The organism is Paracoccus liaowanqingii (genome assembly GCF_004683865.2).
GTDB lineage: Bacteria > Pseudomonadota > Alphaproteobacteria > Rhodobacterales > Rhodobacteraceae > Paracoccus > Paracoccus liaowanqingii.
Genome location: NZ_CP038439.1, coordinates 82,944 through 102,500, shown reverse-complemented (window position 1 = coordinate 102,500; position 19,557 = coordinate 82,944). Strand labels below are relative to the sequence as shown.

General features: G+C 70.1%; 19 protein-coding genes (1 of these 19 cut by a window edge). 8 read left to right on the top strand and 11 right to left on the bottom strand.

Features of this window, described 5'->3' with window-relative positions; translation table 11 throughout:
* From E4191_RS00495 to E4191_RS00480, 4 genes are all read right to left on the bottom strand, one after another.
* On the bottom strand, window positions 1–243 hold the beginning of the coding sequence (locus E4191_RS00495) for a protein-methionine-sulfoxide reductase heme-binding subunit MsrQ (protein WP_135311669.1). 378 nt of this gene lie to the left of the window's left edge; only the first 243 of its 621 coding nucleotides appear in the window; it begins with the start codon at window positions 241–243; its stop codon lies off the left edge, out of view.
* Window positions 243–1,163, bottom strand: a complete 921-nt coding sequence (gene msrP, locus E4191_RS00490) for a protein-methionine-sulfoxide reductase catalytic subunit MsrP (protein ID WP_407947072.1) — start codon at window positions 1,161–1,163, stop codon at window positions 243–245. Before msrP ends, E4191_RS00495 begins: the two co-directional genes overlap by 1 nt.
* A gap of 129 nt (window positions 1,164–1,292) precedes the next feature.
* Entirely contained in the window at window positions 1,293–3,329 is a 2,037-nt protein-coding gene (gene recQ, locus E4191_RS00485; protein WP_135311667.1) for a DNA helicase RecQ, read from the bottom strand.
* Complete coding sequence (locus E4191_RS00480) at window positions 3,329–3,622, bottom strand: YggT family protein (RefSeq protein WP_135311666.1); 294 nt, start codon at window positions 3,620–3,622, stop codon at window positions 3,329–3,331. Before E4191_RS00480 ends, recQ begins: the two co-directional genes overlap by 1 nt.
* Before the next feature lie 148 nt (window positions 3,623–3,770).
* On the opposite strand from E4191_RS00480, the gene E4191_RS00475 reads away from it, so the two are divergent.
* The 5 genes from E4191_RS00475 (at window position 3,771) to E4191_RS00455 (ending at window position 8,225) form a co-directional block, all read left to right on the top strand.
* Window positions 3,771–4,331 carry an acyl-CoA thioesterase gene (locus tag E4191_RS00475; RefSeq protein ID WP_135311665.1) on the top strand — a complete coding sequence of 187 codons (561 nt, stop codon included), beginning with the start codon at window positions 3,771–3,773 and terminating at the stop codon, window positions 4,329–4,331.
* Window positions 4,332–4,385: 54 nt separating this feature from the next.
* Complete coding sequence (locus tag E4191_RS00470) at window positions 4,386–5,783, top strand: MFS transporter (RefSeq protein WP_135311664.1); 1,398 nt, start codon at window positions 4,386–4,388, stop codon at window positions 5,781–5,783.
* Complete coding sequence (gene mepA / locus E4191_RS00465) at window positions 5,780–6,643, top strand: penicillin-insensitive murein endopeptidase (protein ID WP_135311663.1); 864 nt, start codon at window positions 5,780–5,782, stop codon at window positions 6,641–6,643. The genes E4191_RS00470 and mepA overlap by 4 nt, the downstream gene beginning before the upstream one ends.
* Window positions 6,616–7,530: an esterase-like activity of phytase family protein gene (locus E4191_RS00460; RefSeq protein ID WP_135311662.1), complete on the top strand. Its 915-nt coding sequence runs from the start codon at window positions 6,616–6,618 to the stop codon at window positions 7,528–7,530. The genes mepA and E4191_RS00460 overlap by 28 nt, the downstream gene beginning before the upstream one ends.
* 92 nt (window positions 7,531–7,622) lie before the next feature.
* On the top strand, window positions 7,623–8,225 hold the full coding sequence (locus E4191_RS00455; RefSeq protein ID WP_135311661.1) for a queuosine precursor transporter: 603 nt from the start codon (window positions 7,623–7,625) through the stop codon (window positions 8,223–8,225).
* Window positions 8,226–8,538: 313 nt separating this feature from the next.
* Here the strand turns inward: E4191_RS00455 and E4191_RS00450 are convergent, their stop codons facing one another.
* Both E4191_RS00450 and E4191_RS00445 read right to left on the bottom strand, forming a co-directional pair.
* On the bottom strand, window positions 8,539–10,302 hold the full coding sequence (locus E4191_RS00450) for an L-lactate permease (RefSeq protein ID WP_135311660.1): 1,764 nt from the start codon (window positions 10,300–10,302) through the stop codon (window positions 8,539–8,541).
* Window positions 10,303–10,414: 112 nt separating this feature from the next.
* Window positions 10,415–11,608 (bottom strand): acetyl-CoA C-acyltransferase family protein, encoded by a 1,194-nt coding sequence (locus tag E4191_RS00445; protein ID WP_135311659.1) that lies wholly within the window; start codon window positions 11,606–11,608, stop codon window positions 10,415–10,417.
* 135 nt (window positions 11,609–11,743) lie between these two features.
* Here E4191_RS00445 and E4191_RS00440 point away from each other — a divergent pair, with 135 nt between their 5' ends.
* The 3 genes from E4191_RS00440 to E4191_RS00430 all read left to right on the top strand — a co-directional run bounded on the left by E4191_RS00440 (window position 11,744) and on the right by E4191_RS00430 (window position 13,554).
* A complete protein-coding gene (locus E4191_RS00440; protein WP_135311658.1) occupies window positions 11,744–12,139 on the top strand; it encodes a winged helix-turn-helix domain-containing protein in 396 nt (131 codons plus the stop codon).
* Between the two features lie 184 nt (window positions 12,140–12,323).
* Window positions 12,324–12,911, top strand: coding sequence for a transglycosylase SLT domain-containing protein (locus E4191_RS00435; protein WP_135311657.1), 588 nt, complete (start codon window positions 12,324–12,326; stop codon window positions 12,909–12,911).
* Between the two features lie 55 nt (window positions 12,912–12,966).
* Window positions 12,967–13,554 (top strand): glutathione S-transferase family protein, encoded by a 588-nt coding sequence (locus tag E4191_RS00430; RefSeq protein WP_135311656.1) that lies wholly within the window; start codon window positions 12,967–12,969, stop codon window positions 13,552–13,554.
* On the opposite strand, the gene E4191_RS00425 is transcribed toward E4191_RS00430, so the two are convergent.
* The 5 genes from E4191_RS00425 to E4191_RS00405 all read right to left on the bottom strand — a co-directional run bounded on the left by E4191_RS00425 (window position 13,530) and on the right by E4191_RS00405 (window position 19,377).
* Window positions 13,530–14,708, bottom strand: a complete 1,179-nt coding sequence (locus E4191_RS00425; protein WP_135314251.1) for a TIGR03862 family flavoprotein — start codon at window positions 14,706–14,708, stop codon at window positions 13,530–13,532. The two genes, E4191_RS00430 and E4191_RS00425, sit on opposite strands and share 25 nt — an antisense overlap.
* A gap of 53 nt (window positions 14,709–14,761) precedes the next feature.
* Window positions 14,762–15,790: a DNA polymerase III subunit delta gene (gene holA / locus E4191_RS00420; RefSeq protein ID WP_135311655.1), complete on the bottom strand. Its 1,029-nt coding sequence runs from the start codon at window positions 15,788–15,790 to the stop codon at window positions 14,762–14,764.
* 5 nt (window positions 15,791–15,795) lie between these two features.
* On the bottom strand, window positions 15,796–16,290 hold the full coding sequence (gene lptE, locus E4191_RS00415) for an LPS assembly lipoprotein LptE (protein ID WP_135311654.1): 495 nt from the start codon (window positions 16,288–16,290) through the stop codon (window positions 15,796–15,798).
* Window positions 16,277–18,817, bottom strand: a complete 2,541-nt coding sequence (gene leuS / locus E4191_RS00410) for a leucine--tRNA ligase (RefSeq protein WP_135311653.1) — start codon at window positions 18,815–18,817, stop codon at window positions 16,277–16,279. The genes lptE and leuS overlap by 14 nt, the downstream gene beginning before the upstream one ends.
* Window positions 18,818–18,888: 71 nt before the next feature.
* On the bottom strand, window positions 18,889–19,377 hold the full coding sequence (locus E4191_RS00405; protein WP_135311652.1) for a DUF3576 domain-containing protein: 489 nt from the start codon (window positions 19,375–19,377) through the stop codon (window positions 18,889–18,891).
* Window positions 19,378–19,557 lie beyond the last annotated feature (180 nt).

Genomic DNA, 19,557 nt, shown 5'->3' with positions numbered 1-19,557 from the left:
CAACGCCCGGCGGAACCGCATCAGGGTGATCCCCGTCAGGCGCAGCAGCGGCGTGACCGCCAGCCCCGCCGCCAGGAAGTACAGCGCGGTGCGGCCAAGGCGGTGCTCGATCTCGGCCACCGGGTCGACGCCCAGGCCGCCGGTGAAGATGTCCCAGAGGATCAGGGCGAAGGGCAGCGCCCCACCCAGCCAGACCGCCCAGACCGGCAGCCGTCGCAGCGCATCGTTCAGGCTGCGCCGCATCAGTAATCCACCGAGAGGTCCATTCCGGCATACATCGAGGCCACCTGCTCGCCATAGCCGTTGAACATCTGCGTCTCCTCGCGGCCCCCGAACAGGCCCGCGCCGATCACCCGGTGGGTGGCCTGGCTCCAGCGGGGATGGTCGACCTGGGGATTCACATTGGCATAGAAGCCGTATTCGCTGGCCTGCAGCTGCTTCCAGGTGTTCACCGGCTGGCGTTCGGTCAGGGTGATCCGCACGATCGACTTGATCGACTTGAAGCCGTATTTCCACGGCACGACCAGCCGGATCGGCGCGCCGTTCTGGTTGGGCATGGGCTGGTCGTAGAGGCCCGTGGCCAGGATGGTCAGCGGGTTCATCGCCTCGTCCAGGCGCAGCCCCTCGCGATAGGGCCAGTCCAGGATCGCGCGCTGCTGGCCGACCATCTCCTCGGGGCGCACCAAGGTCTCGAACTCGACATATTGCGCGCCGGGCTGCACGCCGACCTTGGCCAGCACGCCGGCCAGGGGCACGCCGATCCAGGGGATGACCATCGACCATGCCTCGACGCAGCGCAGCCGGTAGATGCGTTCCTCCAGCGCGTTGTCGGGGGCTAGGTCCTCGACGCCGTAGCTGCCGGGGCGTTCGACCATGCCGCCGATCTCGACCGACCAGGGGTCGGTGGTCAGCGTATGGGCATTGCGGGCGGGGTCTTCCTTGCCGGTGCCGAATTCGTAGAAATTGTTGTAGTTGGTGATCTCCTCGAAGGTGTTCGGCGTCTGGTCGGTGGACAAAGGCGAGGGCGCGCCCGTCATCGTGCCCGGGGACTGGGCCCCGGCACGACCCGCCAAGGCCAGACCCGCGACCGAGGTCGCCATGAACTTGCGCCTGTCCAGGAACATCCGGTGCGGTGTGACGTCAGACCAGTTCAGCTTCATGATATCCTCCGATCGGGGCCTAGGCACGCCCGAGGGCGCGCGCGGTCATCATGCCATGATGCACGCGGCCCATAAGCCTTCGGACGCATCACGTTCCGTTGACCCCCCTGCCGCCCCCGATCCGGGGCCGCGTCAGCCGGCCGAGGCGATCTCGTCCAGGAAGGCCTGCGCGAATCGGTCGAGGCGCGGCTCGTCCAGATGGCGGGACAGGGCGTCGCGGCTGGAGGGGCGGCTTTCGGCGATCCGCCGGATCTGGGCGGTCGAACAGGACAGCGGCTTTTCCGTGCCGTCCGCGCCCCGCTGCAACCGGGTCTGGATATCGACCAGTCGGTCGAACAGCGCCCCCTCGGGCTTGCCCGCCAAGGCGCGGCGCGCGGGATGCATCTCGGGCTGGTCGCCCGCGATCACCGACAGGAATGCGCGGCCGAAGCTCTCCAGCTTCTTGGCGCCCACCCCGCTGATCCCGGCCATCTGGTCCAGATCCTGCGGGCGCTTCTCGGCCATCTCGATCAGGGTGCGGTCGGGGAAGATGACATAGGCCGGCACGCGCGCCGCCTCGGCCAGCGCGCGGCGCTTGGCCTTCAGGGCCGAGAGCAGCGGCTCGTCCTCCTCGCTGACCTGCGTGCGCAGGACATTGGCGGGCTTGGCATTCTGCGTGGTGTCCTGGCGCAGGGTGACGCTTTCCTCGCCGCGCAGGATCGGATGGGCGGTCTCGGTCAGGTGCAGTGCGCCGTGGCGTTCGGGATCGGGGCGGCACAGGTCCAGCCCCATCATCTGCCGGAAGATCGCCTGCCATTGCCCCCGCGCGAAATCCTTTCCCACCCCGAAGGTCGGCAGCTGGTCATGGCCGCGTTCGCGCACCTTGTCGGTGGTGGTGCCGGTCAGGATGTCGATCAGATGGCCGCTGCCGAACCATTCGCCGGTCCGCACCATCGCGGACAGGGCCTTCCTGACCGCCAGCGTGCCGTCGAACAGCCTGGGCGGCACCTGGCACAGATCGCAATTGCCGCAATCCTCGGCCATCTCCTCGCCGAAATAGGACAAGAGCTTGCGCCGCCGGCAGCCCGTCGCCTCGGCCAGGCCCAGCAGCGCGTTCAGCCGGGCATGGTCGCCCGACTTTCGGGCGGGATCGGCCAGCCCCTCGTCGATCTGGGTGCGGCGCAGGCGGATGTCGTCGGGACCATAGAGGGTCAGCGTGTCCGCCGGATCGCCGTCGCGGCCCGCGCGGCCGATCTCCTGATAATAGCCCTCGATCGACTTCGGCAGGTCGGCATGCATCACCCAGCGGATGTCGGGCTTGTCGATGCCCATGCCGAAGGCGACGGTGGCGACCACGATCAGCCCGTCCTCGCGCTGGAAGCGCGCTTCCGCCTCGCGCCGCGTCTCGGGGTCCAGGCCCGCGTGATAGGCGATCGCCGGGTGGCCCGCCTCGCGCAGGGCCTGGGCCAGCGTCTCGGTCCGCGCCCGGGCGCCGCAATAGATGATGCCCGACTGGCCGCGCCGGGCGGCGGCATAATTCAGGACCTGCGTGCGGGGGCTGTTCTTGGGCTGGAAGGCCAGCCGGATGTTGGGCCGGTCGAAGCCGCGCAGGAAGGTGACCGGCTCGGCCCCCTCGAAGAGGCGCGTGACGATCTCGGCCCGCGTCTCGACATCGGCCGTCGCGGTGAAGGCGGCCAGGGGAACGTCCAGCGTGCGCTTCAGATCGCCGATGCGCAGATAGTCGGGGCGGAAGTCATGGCCCCACTGGCTGACGCAATGCGCCTCGTCGACCGCGATGGCCGTGACACCCGCGCGTTTCAGCAGGTTAACCGTCCCGCCTTGGGCCAGCCGTTCGGGCGCCATGTACAGCACCTTCATCCGGCCGTCCGCGATGGCGGCGAAGACGGCATCGGTCTCGGCCTCGGTATTGCCGCTGGTCAGGGCACCCGCCTCGACCCCCGCCTCGCGCAGCGCGCGCACCTGGTCCCGCATCAGCGCGATCAGCGGCGAGATGACCACCGTCACCCCGTCCCGCATCAGTGCGGGCAACTGGAAGCACAGCGACTTGCCGCCGCCCGTGGGCATGATCGCCAGCACGTCGCGGCCCGCGGCCACCGCCTCGACGATCTCCTGCTGGCCCGGACGGAACCCGTCAAAGCCCCAGACCTGGCGAAGAAGGTCGGTGGGCATCAGGCGCCGTAGAAGAAGCCCGCGTTGTTGGCCAGGGCCCGCTGAGCGATGATGATGACGATGAAGACGATCAGCGGGGCCAGATCCAGCCCCCCCAGATCGGGCAGCATGCGGCGGATCGGGCGATAGATCGGCTCCAGAAGCCGGTTCAGCCCGTCCCAGATCTGCGCGACCAGCGGCTGGCGCAGGTTCAGGACCTGGAAGTTGATCAGCCAGGACATGATGATGTGCACGATCATGATGAACCACAGGACCTGCAGGATCAGTTGCAGGGCTTCGTACAGCGTTCCCATTCTCGCTCCTTCGTCATGTCGCACGCGATGTGGGCCCGTTATGGCCGCGCACCCTGGGGGACGCAAGCCGATGCGACCCGATGCCGCCGCGTTGGACTTGACGCCCCCGTGATCCGCGGCCAGTCAGGACGAAACGAAAGGCCCGTCCATGTATCCGTTCATCCGCTTCGCCAAGGAGATGCTCAAGTTCCGCCGCGCGCCCCGCCTTGCGCCGACCGGAACGCATGCCTCGACCCATATCTGCTGGCCCTGGGACCTGGACCCGTGGATCGAGCTGAACAACGGCCGCACCCTGACCCTGTTCGACCTGGGCCGCATCCCGCTGGCCAGCCGCACCGGGCTGGTGCCGGTGCTGCGCGCGCGGGGCTGGGGGATCACCGTGGCGGGCAACTCGACCCGCTACCGCCGGCGCATCCGGGCCTTCCAGCGCTTCACGATGATCTCGCGCATGGTGGGGTGGGACCGCCGCTTCGTCTATATGGAACAGTCGATGTGGCGCGGCGGCGAATGCTGCAACCAGGTGCTGATCCGCTCGGCCATCACCTCGTCCGAGGGGATGGTGCCGCCGGGCCAGGTGATGGAGGCGATGGGCCACGCCCCCGAAAGCCCTCCCTTGCCGGACTGGATCGCCGCCTGGATCGCCGCCGACGCCACCCGCCCCTGGCCGCCCCATGTCCCCGAGGATGCGAAACTTCACTTGCCAGCCTGACGCGCCCCGGACCAAATGTCGCCACGGCGCGCGGACGCGCCCAAAGGGGACGCGATGAGGGACAGGATCGACCGCAGGCGCATCTGGGGCTGGTGGTTCTTTGACTGGGCCAGCCAGCCCTTCCACACCCTGCTGCTGACCTTCATCTTCTCGATCTACTTCGCCGAGGTGGCCAAGCGCCATTTCATCGCCATGGGCGACAGCAGCACGCTGGCGGGCGCCCATGCGCAGTCGCTCTGGGGCTATGGCCTGGCGATCAGCGGGGCGATCATCGCGCTGGCGGCCCCGGTGCTGGGCGCGGTCGCGGACAGCTCGGGGCGGCGGATGCCGTGGATCTGGATCTTCTCGGGTGTCTATGTGATCGGCTCGGCGGGCCTGTGGTGGCTGACCCCCGCCTTCGGCCCCGGCGGCGATCCGGCGCTGGTCCAGGCGGTCGTGCTGTTCGGCATCGGCCTGATCGGGGTCGAGTTCGCGACCATCTTCACCAATGCCATGCTGCCGGGCCTGGCGCCCCGGGCCGAGATCGGGCGCATCTCGGGCTCGGGCTATGCCTTCGGCTATCTGGGCGGCGTGGTGGCGCTGGCGCTGATGCTGCTCCTGTTCGCCGAAACCCCCAACGGGCGCACGCTGGCGGGCATCCCGCCGCTGCTCGGGCTGGATCCCGCCGCGCGCGAGGGCACGCGATTCGTCGGCCCCTTCACGGCGATCTGGTACGCGGTCTTCATGATCCCCTTCTTCCTCTGGGTCCGAGAGCCGCGCGAGGGCCACCGCCCCCTTCGCATCCGCGCGGCGCTGTCCGACCTGTGGGCGCTGATCCGCAGCCTGCGGCACCGGCGCAGCCTGGCCGCGTGGCTGGCCTCGTCGATGTTCTCGCGCGACGCGCTGAACGCGCTCTACGGCTTCGGCGGCGTCTATGCGGGCACGGTGCTGGGCTGGCCCGTCTTCCTCGCGGGCATCTTCGGGGTCGTCAGCGCGATCTCGGCCGCGCTCATCAGCTGGCTGGGGGGCCGCGCCGACCGCGCCTTCGGGCCGCGCGCGGTGATCGCGGCCTGCATCCTGGCGCTGTCGGCGGTCTGCCTGCTGCTGGTGGGCATGGACCGGACATCGGTCTTCGGCATCCCCGCCCCCGAGGCGCCGCTGCTGGCCGGGCTGCGCCTGCCCGACCTGATCTTCTTCGCCTGCGGGGCGGTGATCGGGGGCGCGGGCGGGGCGCTGCAATCGGCCAGCCGCACGATGATGGTCCGCCACACCACGCCCGAGCGCGCGACCGAGGGCTTCGGCCTTTACGCGCTGTCGGGCAAGGCCACGGCCTTCCTGGCGCCCTTCCTGATCGCGGTGACCACCGACCTGACCGGCAGCCAGCGGCTTGGCTTCCTTCCGCTGATCGTGATCTTTCTTGTCGCGCTGCTTCTGCTAGGGTGGGTCGACCCGGAAGGAGAAACCGACCCGTGATCCGCAAGACCCTGACCGCCGCCGCCCTTCTGCTGGGGCTGGCTTTGCCCGCCTCGGCGCAACAGCTTGCCAAGGATGTCTTCGGCAGCTTCCGCGGCCCGTCCCAAGGCCCCGCCGTGTCGATCGGCAACTATTCCCAGGGCTGCGGCCAGGGCTTCGTTCAGATGCCCGATTCGGGGGCCAGCTGGCAGTCGATGCGCCTGTCGCGGAACCGCAACTGGGGCCATCCGGTGATGATCGACTTTCTGGTCGGCCTGTCGCGCGCCGCGCAGCAGGCGGGCTGGCGGGGGCTCTACATCGGCGACATCAGCCAGCCGCGCGGCGGGCCGATGACCTCGGGCCATGCCAGCCACCAGCTGGGGCTGGACGCCGACATCTGGATGCTGCCGCCCTCGTCCTTGTCGCTGTCGCCGCAGCAGCGCGAGAACCTGTCCTCGGTCTCGGTCGTGGCGAACGGGGGCACGGCGCTGTCGGGCAACTGGACCGGCGCCCACATGTCGATCATGCGCGCCGCCGCCCGCGATCCGCGGGTGGAACGCATCTTCGTCGATCCCGTGGCCAAGGTCGCGATGTGCCAGATGGAGACGGGCAACCGCGACTGGCTGCGCAAGATCCGCCCCATCAACAACCACGACTATCATTTCCATGTCCGCATGAACTGCCCCCCCGGCTCGATGTGCCAGACCCCGGCGCCGATCCCGGAGGGCGACGGCTGCGCGGATGCGCAGGAATGGGTGAACATCCGCATCGACCCCAGCCGGGCCCAGCCCTCGACCCCGGACCCCAACTATCGCCACCCCCGCACCTACCGGATGGCCGACCTGCCCGCGCAATGCTCGACCGTCGCATCCGCACCCTAGGCCTTGCCCTGGGGGCGACCCTGGCCACCGCGCCCGTTCACGCGGGCGCGGTGCTCGATTACGTGGGCACCCATGTCTGGTCGGAACCCCAGGCCAGCTTCGGCGGCTTCTCCGCGATCCAGATCAGCCCCGACGGCACCGGCTTTCATGCCCTGACCGACCGCGCGCACCTGTACTGGGGCCGGGTGGAACGCGACCCGCAGGGGCTGGTGCGCGGCATGGCCGTCGCGGGCCGCGCGCATCTGAAGGACAGCGAGGGCACTCCCCTGCCGCCGGGCTATATCGGCGACAGCGAGGGGATCGCCCTGGACGCCGAAGGCCGCATCCTCGTCAGCTTCGAGGGGCTGGACCGCGTCGCGCGCTATGACGATCCCGACGCCGCCGCCACCCCCCTGCCCCGCCCTCCCAAGCTGCCCGGCATGGGCATCAATTCCGGGCTGGAGGCGCTGGCCATCGACGCGGACGGGCTGATGGTCGCCGTGCCCGAACGGTCCGGCAACGAGGCCACGCCCTTCACCGTGCTGGCCTTCGACGGCGAATGGACCGAATACGCCACGATCCGCCGCGATCCGCGCTGGCTGGCGGTGGGCGCCGATTTCGGCCCCGACGGCTGGCTCTATCTGCTGGAACGCGACTTTCGCGGCATCCTGGGCTTTTCCTCGCGCATCCGGCGGATGCAGCTGACCCCCGGCGTGCTGCAGGAGGATCAGATCCTGCTGGAGACGCGGTCCCTGCAATACGACAACCTGGAAGGCATTTCGGTCTGGCATGACGGGACCGGCATCCGGATCACGATGATCTCGGACGACAACTTCCTGTTCCTGCAACGGACCGAGATCGTGGAATACCGCCTGCGCGACACCGACCTGCAGGCGCGGCAGAATTGACAAGGCGGCCCGCGCGGGCGTAAGGCCCGCGTTGCCCCGCGGCGCGACCCGGGGCCGAGTTCTCCGCCACCTTGTCAAAACGGATATCACCGATGACCCGCTTCCTGCCCGGCATCCTTGCCATGGCCGCCATCGTGCTGGCCTCGAACATCCTCGTCCAGTTCACCGTGGCCACCTGGCTGACCTGGGGCGCCTTCACCTATCCGCTGGCCTTCCTGGTCACCGACGTGATGAACCGCGTCTATGGCGCCCCTGCCGCGCGGCGCGTGGTGCTGGCGGGATTCGTGACGGGCGTCCTGTGGTCGCTGGTCGCGGCGGGGATGGAGGCCACGACCCTGCGCATCGCCGCGGCCTCGGGGACGGCCTTCCTGGTGGCGCAGATGGCCGATGTGGCGATTTTCGATGCACTTCGCGAAGGCCGCTGGTGGCGGGCGCCGCTGGTCTCGACCCTGGTCGGATCGGTGCTGGACACGGCGCTGTTCTTCGGCATCGCCTTCGCGGCCTTCCTGCCCGCCGACGCCAATACAGGCTGGGCCAACGAGGCCGTGCCGTTGCTGGGCCAAGGGCCCCTGGGCCCGCTCTGGCTGTCGCTGGCGCTGGCCGACTGGATGGTCAAGCTGGCGCTGGCGCTACTGGCCCTTGTGCCCTTCCGGCTGATTGTCCGCAATTTGTTGCGCCGCACTGCGGAAAGCTGATTGACAGTTTCTGGAACTGTGTCAGCCTGCAATTGTACAGCAATCTTTTGAAAGGAGGTGGTCCAGTGTCTAGAGTGATAGTGGAGAGACGTTTCGGAACAGTCGGGGGGACCGTGGCCTGAGGGCAGCCCCAAAGGCTTCTTACCCTGGTTGGGACCGGACCCGGATCCGCCCCTAACCGGACCATCTCCTTGGATCTCGCGGGCCGCCTTTTGCTGGGCGGCCCGTTCCCGTTTCCGCCTTCAGGCGCGGGGGCGGGACATGCAAAAGGGGCGGCCCGAAGGCCGCCCCTTTCGTCGTTCGGGTCGCGATGTCAGGCGCGGACCATCGCCCGGCTGCGGTTGGTGCGCATGGCCAGCACCACCGCCGCGGCCCAGATCACGGCCGCCGCCCACCACATCAGGCCACCGGCGATCAGCGCCATGCCGATCAGGCCCGCCTGCACCACGTAATAGGCCATGGTGATCAGCGTCTTGCGGATGATGTCGCCCTCGCGGTCGGTCAGGCCCACCACGGCCGAGGCCGCCACCACGTTGTGCACGCAGACCATGTTGCCCGCCGCGCCACCGACGGCCTGCAGCACGACGACCATCGTGATGCCCGCCAGATCCAGCCCGATGCTTTCCGCGGTCGAGAACTGGAACAGCGAGAACATCATGTTCGACACCGTGTTCGATCCGGCGATGAAGGCGCCCAGCGCCCCCACGATCGGCGCGAACAGCGGCCAGGAGGCGCCGGTCGCCGCCGCCATCCCCTCGGCCAGGGTGATGGGCATCGAGGCCATCCCGTCGGATCCCGAGTTGATGAAGACCTGCACCATAGGCACCGCCAGCAGCAGCGCCGGGGCGGCGGCGATCATCGTGCGCCCCGAGATCGCCCAGGCCCGGCCATAGGCACTGCCCCGCATGCGGAACAGCGCGACCGAGATCAGCGAGGCGACGATCATCACCGTGCCCGGCGAATAGGCGAACTGCGCCTGCGCGTTGATCCCCGACCCGAACAGGTCGCGCAGGATCAGCGTCGTGTCCGGCCCGGTCAGCCAGGCCTTGAGCGGCGCGATGGTCCGCGTCAGCACCAGCAGGACCGCGACGATCACGTAGGGCATCCACGCGGTCAGCAGCGGGATGTTGCGGTCGCCCGGCCCCAGTTCGGCCTGATCGGGCTCCAGCTTGCCCTGCCAGCCGTCCTCCCACTGCGCGCGGGGCGGAAAGTCGAAGCGGTCGTCGGGCAGGAACCAGCCCGCCCGGGCCGCCGGCACGACGATCATCAGGCCGATCAGGCCGCCCAGCAGGGACGGGAATTCCGGCCCCAGCACATAGGCCACCGCCAGATAGGGCAGCGTGAAGGCCAGACCGGCGAAGATCGCGAACTTCCACGCCCGGAACCCTTCCGCAAAGCTGCGGCTGGACCCGAAGAAGCGCGTCAGCATGCCCACCATCAGCAGCGGCACGAGGACGCCCACCAGCGCATGGACCAGCGCCACCTGCGCGGCCACGACCGGCACGTATTCCGCCACGGTCAGCGGCGAGATGGCGGCCTCGACCTCGGGGCTGTTGGACAGCCCGGTATTGATGCCCACCAGCATCGGCGTGCCCACCGCGCCGAAGGACACCGGCGTGGACTGGATGATCAGCGTGACCATGACCGCGGCCATCGCCGGAAAGCCGATGGCCAGCAGCAAGGGCGCCGCGACCGCGGCCGGCGTGCCGAAGCCCGAGGCCCCCTCGATCATCGACCCGAACATCCACGCGATGATGATCGCCTGGATGCGCCGGTCGGGCGAGATGTCGGTGAAGCCGCGCCGGATGGCGCGGATGGCTCCGGATTCCTGCACCGTGTACAGCAGCAGGATCGCCCCGAAGACGATGTAGAGCAGCGTGATGGCCGTCACCAGACCGTTGACGGTGGCACCCGCGACCCGCGCCAGCGGCGCGCCCCACAGGACCAGCGCCAGCAGCACGGTGACGCCGTAGGCCGCCAGCATGGCCAGCTTGGCCGACCGGCGCATCACCACCAGCAAGATAAACACCACCAGGACCGGCAAGGCCGCGGCAATGAACAGAACTCCCTGTGACACCCCGTTTTCCTCCTCGAATTGTCACGGACACTCGTGACGTGTTCGAGCCGGATTGCAAGAAAAAACCGGTCCGGAAACCGGACCGGTGACGTCAGGTCCGACGAAGGTCGGGTCAGTCGCGCCGGATCGCCAGTGCGATGCCCTGCCCGCCGCCGATGCACATGGTGATCAGCGCGGTCCGTCCGCCCGTCCGTTCCAGCTCGCACAGCGCCTTGATCGTCAGGATCGCGCCGGTCGCGCCGACCGGATGGCCCAAGGCGATGGCCCCGCCATTGGGGTTCACCCGGGCCGGGTCCAGCCCCAGCCCCTTGTTCACCGCCAGCGCCTGCGCGGCGAAGGCCTCGTTCGATTCAATCACGTCGAAATCGGCGATGCGCAGGCCGGTGCGGGCCATCAGCGCCTCGACCGCCGGGACCGGGCCGATGCCCATGACCTCGGGGCGCACGCCCGCGACAGCATAGCCCAGGATGCGGGCGCGCGGGGTCAGGCCGGCCTCGCGGGCGGCGTCGCCCCGCGCCAGCACCAGCGCCGCCGCGCCGTCGTTGATGCCGCTGGCATTGCCCGCCGTCACGCTGCCGCCCTTGAGGAAGACCGCCTTCAGCCCCGCCAGCTTCTCCAGGCTGGTGGCCTTGGGATGCTCGTCGGTGTCGAAGGCCATCATGCCCTGCCGCGTCTTCACCTCGACCGGCACGATCTGGTCGCGGAAATGCCCCGCCGCGATCGCCGCCGCCGCGCGGCTCTGCGACTCCAGGGCGAAGGCGTCCTGCGCCTCGCGCGAGATGTCATGCTCGGCGGCGACGTTCTCCGCCGTGACGCCCATATGGCCGGTGCCCATCGGGCAGGTCAGCGCGCCGGTCATCATGTCCAGCATCGCCACATCGCCCATCTTCGCCCCGAAGCGCGCCTGCGGGACGACATAGGGCGCGCGGCTCATGCTTTCGGCACCGCCCGCGACGGCGAAGCCCGCATCGCCCAGCATCAGCGACTGCATGGCCGAGACGATGGCCTGCGCCCCCGACCCGCACAGCCGGTTGACGTTCATCGCGGGCGTGGTGTGGGGGATGCCCGCCTCCAGCATGGCCACGCGGCTCAGATACATGTCGCGCGGCTCGGTGTTGATGACATGGCCGAAGACGACCTGCCCGATCCGGTCGGGCGCCATGCCCGCGCGGTCCAGCGCGGCGCGGGTGACCGTGGCGGCCAGGCTGATCGGCGGGATCGCCGCAAGGCTGCCCCCGAAGGTGCCGATCGCCGTGCGGGCGCCGGACAGGATGACGATCTGGGTGGCGGGGTCGGTTGCGGACATGGGGCGGGCCTCCTCTTCCCGTGATCCGCAGGATAGGCCGCGACGCGCATCCCGCAAGCCGTGCCGTCGCGGCAAATTGCGGCCCGGGCCGCAAGGCGCTATGCTTGACAGGAATAACGAAGGACCGCATCCCGCATGACCCCTCCCGCGACCAGCCCCCGGCTGCGCATCAAGCTGCGGCTAGAATACGATTCGCCGCTGATCCTGGGTCCGGGCAAGGCCGAGCTGCTGGCCCGGATCGCGCGGCTCGGCTCGATCTCGGCCGCCGCGCGCGAGATGGGGATGAGCTACAAGCGCGCCTGGACCCTGGTCGAGGAGATGAACGTGGCCTTCGCCCATCCGGTGATCGACAGCGCGCGCGGCGGCCCGGGCGGCGGCGGCGCGACGGTGACCGAGACGGGCGGCAAGGTCCTGACCCATTACCGCGCGCTGGAATCGCTGCTGCTGGAGGCGGGCGCGAATGATCTGCAGGCGCTGAACGCGCTTTTGCGGCCCGAGGGCGCGGACCGGACGGGCGGCGCGGGACGGTGAGGGCGGAGGCCTCCGGCGGGGATATTTCCGGACCGAAGGAGGCGCGGTGCCGGTCCCGGCGGGCGAGGTCGGGGCCAGGGTCGGGGCCGAGATCGGGACAGGCCCTTCGGCATTGTGATTTCACCGCTGCGTGATTTTCCCTATGATCGGCGCAAAACCCCAGAACGAGCAGAACGAGGGTAGGATGAACAGGCTTCTGAAACTGGCCATTGTGGGGCTGGTCGCGTCCTGCGGCAGCGGCGGCGGCAATTACAGCGCGCCGCGCCAGCTGGACAATGCATGCGCCATCGCGGCCGAACGGCCCGCCTATCTGCGCGCCATGCGCCAGACCGAACGCAAATGGGGCGTGCCGGTGCATGTGCAGATGGCGACCATGTACCAGGAATCGAAATTCATCGGCGATGCCCGCACGCCGCATCAATATGCCTTGGGCGTCATCCCCATCGGGCGGCAGAGCAGCGCCTTCGGCTATTCGCAGGCGCTGGACGGCACCTGGGAGGAATACCAGCGCAGCTCCGGCAACCGCCGCGCGCAGCGCGACAGCATCCGCGACGCGACCGACTTCATGGGCTGGTACATGCATGGCAGCCAGCAGCAGCTGGGCCTGTCGAAATCCGACGCGGCCTCGCAATACCTGGCCTATCACGAGGGGCGGGGCGGCTTTCGCAGCGGCAGCTATCGCCAGAAGAGCTGGCTGATGCGGGTGGCGGGGCAGGTCAACGCCCGGTCCGAGATGTATCGCCAGCAGCTGGTGGCCTGCCGCCGCGCTTGACGCCGCAGAAAGCATGGGGCCTTCTTGTTCGCATCCCAGGGGCAAGGAGGATCCCATGTACCGCGTCATCGGCACCGCCAAGTCCCGCGCCTTCCGCGTCCTGTGGATGCTGCAGGAGCTGGACGAGCCCTACGACCACATCGCCGCCAACCCGCGCAGCGAGGGCGTCGTGCCCTTCAACCCGGCGGGCAAGGTCCCGGTGCTGATCGACGACGGCACGCCGATCACCGATTCGACCGCGATCCTGACCTATCTGGCCGACCGCCACGGCCAACTGACCCATCCGGCGGGCACGCTGGACCGGGCGCGCCAGGACAGCCTGACCCAGTTCCTGTTGGACGAGTTCGACGCGGCCCTTTGGCTGGCCGCCCGCCACAGCTTCATCCTGCCCGAGGAGATGCGCCTCAGCGCCATCAAGAACACCCTGCGGTGGGAATTCGAGACCAGCCAGAAAACCCTGGTCCACCGCATGTCCGACGGCCCCTTCCTGATGGGCGAGCGGATGACCGTGCCCGACATCATCCTGACCCATTGCCTGGACTGGGCGCTGACCGCGCGCTTCCCGGTGGTCGAGGCGCGCCTGTCGGACTATCTGGACCGGATGCGCCAGCGCCCGGCCTACCGGGCCGTCGCCGCGTCCTGATCCGCCAGGCGCCGCGCCGCAGCCTCGCCCGCGCGGCGCCCGGTGGCCAGGCAGGTGGTCAGCAGATAGCCGCCCGTCGGCGCCTCCCAGTCCAGCATCTCGCCCGCGGCGAAGACGCCCGGCCGGGCGCGCAGTTCCAGATCCGGGGTCAGCGCCGCCGCCGCGATCCCCCCGGCGGACGAGATCGCGCGCGACAGCCCCATCGGCCCCGCATGGCGCAAAGGCAGCGCCTTGGCCCGCGCCGCCCATCCCGCCGGATCCGAAGGCAGCGGCTGGCCCCATTCCAGGGTCAGCGCGACGCGGGCCGGATCGCCCCAGATCCGCCGCAGCCAGTTGCCCAGGCTCAGCCGCCCGCGCGGCTGCGCGAAGCGCGCCGCCAAGGCGTCGTGATCCAGATCGGGGGCCAGATCCACCGCCGCTGAGGCCCCGTCGCGGATCGCCGCGGCGACGGCATAGACGCCGCCCCCCTCGATGCCCTGCTGGGTGATCACCCACTCGCCCCGGCTGACGGCATCGCCCGCCCGGATCGCCGTGCCCTTCACCGCCGCCCCGAAGACCCGCGCCATGGGCGCAGACCAATCGACCCGGAATCCCATGTTCGCGGGCCGGAAGGGCGCCACCGCCACGCCCGCCGCCTCCAGCATCGGCACCCAGGCACCATCCGATCCCAATCGCGGCCAGCTGGCCCCACCCAAGGCCAGCACTGTCACACGCGGCTGCAGGACCCGCGGCCCCTCGGGCGCCGCGAACAGCCAGCCGTCCTGCATCCCGACCCACCGCCAGCGCGACCGCAGATCCACCCCGCCCGCCCGCAGCCGCGCCAGCCAGGCCCGCAGCAGCGGCGAGGCCTTCATGCCGACCGGAAACACCCGCCCCGTCGACCCGGTGAATAGCGCGATCCCCAGGCCCTCGGCCCAGTCCCGGACGGCCTCCGGCCCGAATTCCCCTGCAGCGGTCCACAAATATCCCCGGGGGTCCGGGGGCAGGCAGCCCCCGGTCCCGCCCGCGATCCCGCGCGCGAACGCGGGCAGGGGCTCGGCCTTGGTCAGGTTCAGTCCCGATTTCCCGGCCATCAGGAACTTGCGCGCGGGCGTGGGCATCGCCTCGGCCACCACCACGCGGCGGCCCGGCGCCATCAGCGCCTCGGCCGCCATCAGGCCTGCAGGCCCCGCGCCGATCACCAGCGCGTCGACGACCTCCGGATCGCTCACCGCCGCCCCCGGGGCTTCATCGCCAGCCGAAGCAGCGCGCGCTCGACCAGCGCCATCTGCGGCGCCCGGCTGGCCGAGCGCAGGGTCATGTCGGTGGCCAGCAGGGTCGAGACCGCCTCCTCCAGCGGCCCCATCCCCCAGGCCTGCGCCTGCCGCGCCATCCGGTCGCGGCGCGGCCCGAAGACCGGCGGCCGCGCCCGGGCCAGCGCCACGCCCGGCCCCGCCGGGTCGGCGGCGGCCAGATGCAGGGCGCGGAAATGGCGCAGGGCGGCGATGCACAGGGTGACCGGGGCGATGCCCTGCTGGTCGACGCGCCGCATCAGCGGGCCGAACTCGGCCTCGCGGCGGTCGGCGACGGCATGGATCAGCTCGTCCAGATCGGCCTCGATGGTGGCGGGGGCCAGCAGCGCGATCTCCTCGACCGTCAGCGGCGTCGGATCGCCATGCTTGTACAGCCCGATCTTCTCGACCGTCTGGCGCAGATCGCCCGGGTCCAGGGCGCGCGACAGCAGCATCACCTCGCGCATGGCCTCGCGCGGGACCTCGCGCAGCCCGGCATCCGCCAGCCAGCGCGCGACCTCGTCCTCGCCGGGCGGATCGTCATAGATGGGCGCGGTCACCGCCTGGCCATGCGTCTCGAACAGCTTGCGCAGCGCCGAGCCCTTGGACAGCGCCCCCGCCGTCACCACGACCACCGCATCGCCCTGCCGCCAGCCCTCGAGTGCGGCGCGGATCGCGTCGGTCGCCAGATCGGGCGTGTCCTCGACCACCACCACGCGGGGGCCGGGAAAGAACCCCACCTCGCGCACCGCATCGACCAGCTGCGCGGGATCGCGCTTCAGCCCGCCGCCGGGCATGCGGGTCAGGCGCATCTCCTCGTCGGCGCTCTCGCCCACCAGCGCGCGCACCGCCTCGGCGCGCTTCAGGGCCACCCGCATCGCATCCTGCCCATAGATCAGCAGCCCCGGCCGCGAGGGGTCGGGGCGGGCCAGATAGCGCGCGATCTCGGCCCCCTTCAGCAGCATCCGCGTCAGTCCGGCAGGCCGGAGGCGGCGGCCAGCAGCCGCGTCACCACCTGATCGGCCAGCATCAGGGCCAGCCGCTCGCGGGCATCCCCCTCGGCGGCGAGGGTCGAGATCGTCGTCCCTGTCGTGGAATAGGAGGTGAAGCTGCTGACCCGCCCCTGCACGACCACCGCCCCGTCCGGCCCGGTCAGCGCGAAATCGGCGGTGCCGTTCAGCGAATAGCGCGTCGTCACCTCGTCGGGCGTGATCGCCTGCGCGACCACCCCGGCCGAGATCCGATAGTCCAGGTCATAGACCGCCGCATCCTCGGGGCCCAGCCGCTCGGCCAGGCGGCGGTTGAAGGCAAAGTCGATGGGCGTGTCCGGGTCGCGCGGGCGCACCCGTCCGAACAGGCGGCTGCCGCCCCCGCCCGGCCCATAGACCGGGCTCAGCCCGCAGCCAGCCAGCAGGACCAGCGCCAGCCCGCCCAGCAGGACCCTGCGGCGGCTATGCGACGACATTGACGATCCGCCCCGGCACCACGATCAGCTTCTTGGGCGCCGCACCCTCCAGGAAGCGCTGAACCGTCTCGTCGGCCAGCACCAGAGCCTCGATCTGCGCCTTGTCCATGTCCTTGGGCACGGTGATCTCGGCCCGGCGCTTGCCGTTGATCTGGATGGGCAGGGTCACGCTGTCCTCCTCCAGCAGGGCGGGATCGGCCACGGGCCAGCGCGCATCGACGACCATGCCCTGCCCGCCCGATGCCGCCCAGACCTCCTCGGCCAGATGCGGCACCATCGGCGCCATAAGCTGCGCCAAGATCCGCAGCGCGGCGCGGCGCGTCTCGCCGCCCGCCTGCGATTTGCCGACCGCATTGGCCAACTCGTAAAGCTTCGCCACCGCCTTGTTGAAGGCAAAGCCCTCGATCGCGCGGGTTACGTCCGCGATCGCGCGATGCGCCGCCCGCGTCAGGTCGGGATCGTCTGTGCCGTGCTCGGGCGCCTCTTCGGCCAGCCGGAAGACCCGCGACAGAAACTTCGACGCGGCCTCGGCGCCCGCGGCGGTCCATTCCACGTCCCGCTCGGGCGGGCTGTCCGACAGCATGAACCAGCGCGCGGTGTCCGCGCCGAAGCTGTCCACGATGTTCACCGGGTCGACGACGTTCTTCTTGGACTTCGACATCTTGGCCGAGGGGATGACCGTCACCGCCCGCCCGTCGGCCAGCCGCCCGTCGCTCACGTCCTCGGGCAGGTGATAGACCGGGCGATCCCGCGCGTCGCGGGTCATGTAGATCTCGTGCGTCACCATGCCTTGCGTGAAGAGCGCATCGAAGGGCTCCTTCGCGGCATCAGACAGATGCCCGGTCTTGACCATCGCCCGGGCGAAGAAGCGGGAATAGAGCAGGTGCAGGATCGCATGCTCGATGCCGCCGATATACTGGTCGACATTCATCCAGTAATCCGCATCCGCCCGGGTCGTCGGCGTCGAGGCCCCCGGCGAGGTGAAGCGGGCGTAATACCACGACGAATCGACGAAGGTGTCCATCGTGTCCGTCTCGCGCCGCGCCGCGCCGCCGCAGGTCGGGCAGACGGCCTGCCGCCAGGTCGGATGGCGGTCCAGCGGATTGCCCGGCACGTCGAAGGTCACGTCCTGCGGCAGCAGCACCGGCAGGTTCGCCTTGGCCTCGGGCACGGTCCCGCAGGCGTCGCAATGGACGACCGGGATCGGGCAGCCCCAATAGCGCTGGCGCGAGATGCCCCAGTCGCGCAGGCGGAACTTGGTCACGCCCTCCCCGTATCCGGCGGCCTCGGCATGGGCGATGGCGGCATCGACCGCCGCCTCGCCGGTCTGCTCGGCCGCGCCCGAGAAGCCGCGCACATAGCTGACGCGCTCGGATTTCGCGGGCACATAGGGCGCCGTCGCCACCAGCGCATCGGCAGCCTCCAGGTCCATGCCCGGCTCTCCGAAGGTCGCGCGGATCGGCAGGCCGTATTTCAGCGCGAACTCGTGGTCGCGCTCGTCATGGGCGGGGCTGCCGAAGATGGCGCCGGTGCCATAGTCCATCAGCACGAAGTTCGCGATCCAGATCGGCAGCTGCCAGTCGGGGTCCAGCGGATGGCGCACCGACAGACCGGTGTCGAAGCCCAGCTTGGGCGCGGTCTCGATGGCCTCCTCGGTGGTGCCGATGCGGCGGCACTCCTCGCGAAAGGCCTCGATCTCGGGGCGGTCGGCGGCCAGGTCCTTGACCAGCGGGTGGTCGGGCGACAGGGCCACGAAGCTGGCGCCGCGCAGGGTGTCGGGGCGGGTCGTGTAGACCTCGATCCGGTCATGCCCCTCGGGCGCATCCACGGTGGCGAAGCCGAACTGCAGCCCGCGCGACCGGCCGATCCAGTTGGCCTGCATCAGCCGCACCTTCTCGGGCCAGCCCTTCAGCCCGTCCAGCGCGTCCAGCAGCTCGTCGCTGTAATCGCTGATCTTGAAGAACCACTGCGTCAGCTCGCGCCGCTCCACCGGGGCGTTCGACCGCCAGCCCTTGCCGTCGATCACCTGCTCGTTGGCCAGGACGGTCATGTCGACCGGGTCCCAGTTCACCTGCGCCGACTTGCGGGTGATGAGGCCCGCCTCCAGCATGTCCAGGAACAGCGCCTGCTGCTGGGCCACATAGGCGTCGTCGCAGGTGGCGAACTCGCGGGACCAGTCGATCGACAGGCCCAGGGGCTTCAGCTGGTCGCGCATCGTGGCGATGTTGGCATAGGTCCAGTCGCGGGGATGGCCGCCCTGCTCCATCGCGGCGTTCTCGGCGGGCATCCCGAAGGCGTCCCAACCCATCGGATGCAGCACGCTGAACCCCTGCGCCCGCTTGAACCGCGCCACCACGTCGCCCATCGCATAGTTGCGCACATGGCCCATGTGGATGCGCCCCGAGGGATAGGGGAACATCTCCAGCACGTAATACTTGGGGCGCTCGTCGCGGATCGCGGTGAAGCTGCCGGCCTCGGCCCAGGCTGCCTGCCAGCGGGCTTCGCTCGTCGCGGGATCATAGGGCATGGGAAACCTCGGGCCTGATGCGTTGCCCGCAGGGTCTATACGCCCCGCCCGCGCGGGTCCAGAGCCGCCCCCTACAGGCGGCCGTCGCGGATCCGCAGCTGGCGGGCACGGGTCAGGATCGCATCCTCGACCGCGCGCGCGGTGCCCGGTTCGACCGCCGCCCCGCCGGGGCCCTGCAGCGACAGGCGCAGGCTGCGCGCGTCCAGCGCCGGGTCGCTGACCTGGATGGTGGCGCGATAGGACCGACCGCCGCCCGGAGGCGTGCCGTAGCCCGTCTGGATCACCCCGGTGAAGGGATCGATCGTCTGCACCGGCAGAAAGTCCAGCACCTCGAGGCTGGCATTCCACAGATACTTGTTCACGCCCACGGCGCGGTTGGGATTCTCGGCGCGGCCGAACAGGTCCTGGATGCGGGTGCCGCGATTGGCGGGGGCCATGTCGGGACCGTCGAACATCGTCCCGCCCGCCGGCTGCGAGTTGCCCGAGCCGCCGCCGCAGGCCGCAAGCCCCGCGCACAGCGTCGTGGCGATCATCAGGCGCGCGGCGCGTGCATAGGTCATCCCATCCCCCGGGTCTTTTCGGTGTCCGGGCCAGCATTAGCCCGGATCGGGGCCCCGAAACAAGCGCTTTGGACCACCCCGGCCGCCCGTCCGGCCGGGGTTCGCGCAGGCCCCCGGGGCAGGTGTGGCGCAAGTGCATCATGGAAATGGGCAAAGAAAACAGGCGGCACCTGATTTTGT

Excerpts from the sequence above, each read along its gene's own strand:
- recQ (WP_135311667.1), bottom strand. The coding sequence starts at position 3,329 with ATGCCCACCGACCTTCTTCGCCAGGTCTGGGGCTTTGACGGGTTCCGT.
- E4191_RS00480 (WP_135311666.1), bottom strand. The coding sequence starts at position 3,622 with ATGGGAACGCTGTACGAAGCCCTGCAACTGATCCTGCAGGTCCTGTGG.
- E4191_RS00475 (WP_135311665.1), top strand. The coding sequence starts at position 3,771 with ATGTATCCGTTCATCCGCTTCGCCAAGGAGATGCTCAAGTTCCGCCGC.
- E4191_RS00470 (WP_135311664.1), top strand. The coding sequence starts at position 4,386 with ATGAGGGACAGGATCGACCGCAGGCGCATCTGGGGCTGGTGGTTCTTT.
- E4191_RS00460 (WP_135311662.1), top strand. The coding sequence starts at position 6,616 with ATGCTCGACCGTCGCATCCGCACCCTAGGCCTTGCCCTGGGGGCGACC.
- E4191_RS00455 (WP_135311661.1), top strand. The coding sequence starts at position 7,623 with ATGACCCGCTTCCTGCCCGGCATCCTTGCCATGGCCGCCATCGTGCTG.
- E4191_RS00445 (WP_135311659.1), bottom strand. The coding sequence starts at position 11,608 with ATGTCCGCAACCGACCCCGCCACCCAGATCGTCATCCTGTCCGGCGCC.
- E4191_RS00440 (WP_135311658.1), top strand. The coding sequence starts at position 11,744 with ATGACCCCTCCCGCGACCAGCCCCCGGCTGCGCATCAAGCTGCGGCTA.
- E4191_RS00435 (WP_135311657.1), top strand. The coding sequence starts at position 12,324 with ATGAACAGGCTTCTGAAACTGGCCATTGTGGGGCTGGTCGCGTCCTGC.
- E4191_RS00430 (WP_135311656.1), top strand. The coding sequence starts at position 12,967 with ATGTACCGCGTCATCGGCACCGCCAAGTCCCGCGCCTTCCGCGTCCTG.
- E4191_RS00425 (WP_135314251.1), bottom strand. The coding sequence starts at position 14,708 with ATGGCGGCCGAGGCGCTGATGGCGCCGGGCCGCCGCGTGGTGGTGGCC.
- holA (WP_135311655.1), bottom strand. The coding sequence starts at position 15,790 with ATGCTGCTGAAGGGGGCCGAGATCGCGCGCTATCTGGCCCGCCCCGAC.
- lptE (WP_135311654.1), bottom strand. The coding sequence starts at position 16,290 with ATGTCGTCGCATAGCCGCCGCAGGGTCCTGCTGGGCGGGCTGGCGCTG.
- leuS (WP_135311653.1), bottom strand. The coding sequence starts at position 18,817 with ATGCCCTATGATCCCGCGACGAGCGAAGCCCGCTGGCAGGCAGCCTGG.
- E4191_RS00405 (WP_135311652.1), bottom strand. The coding sequence starts at position 19,377 with ATGACCTATGCACGCGCCGCGCGCCTGATGATCGCCACGACGCTGTGC.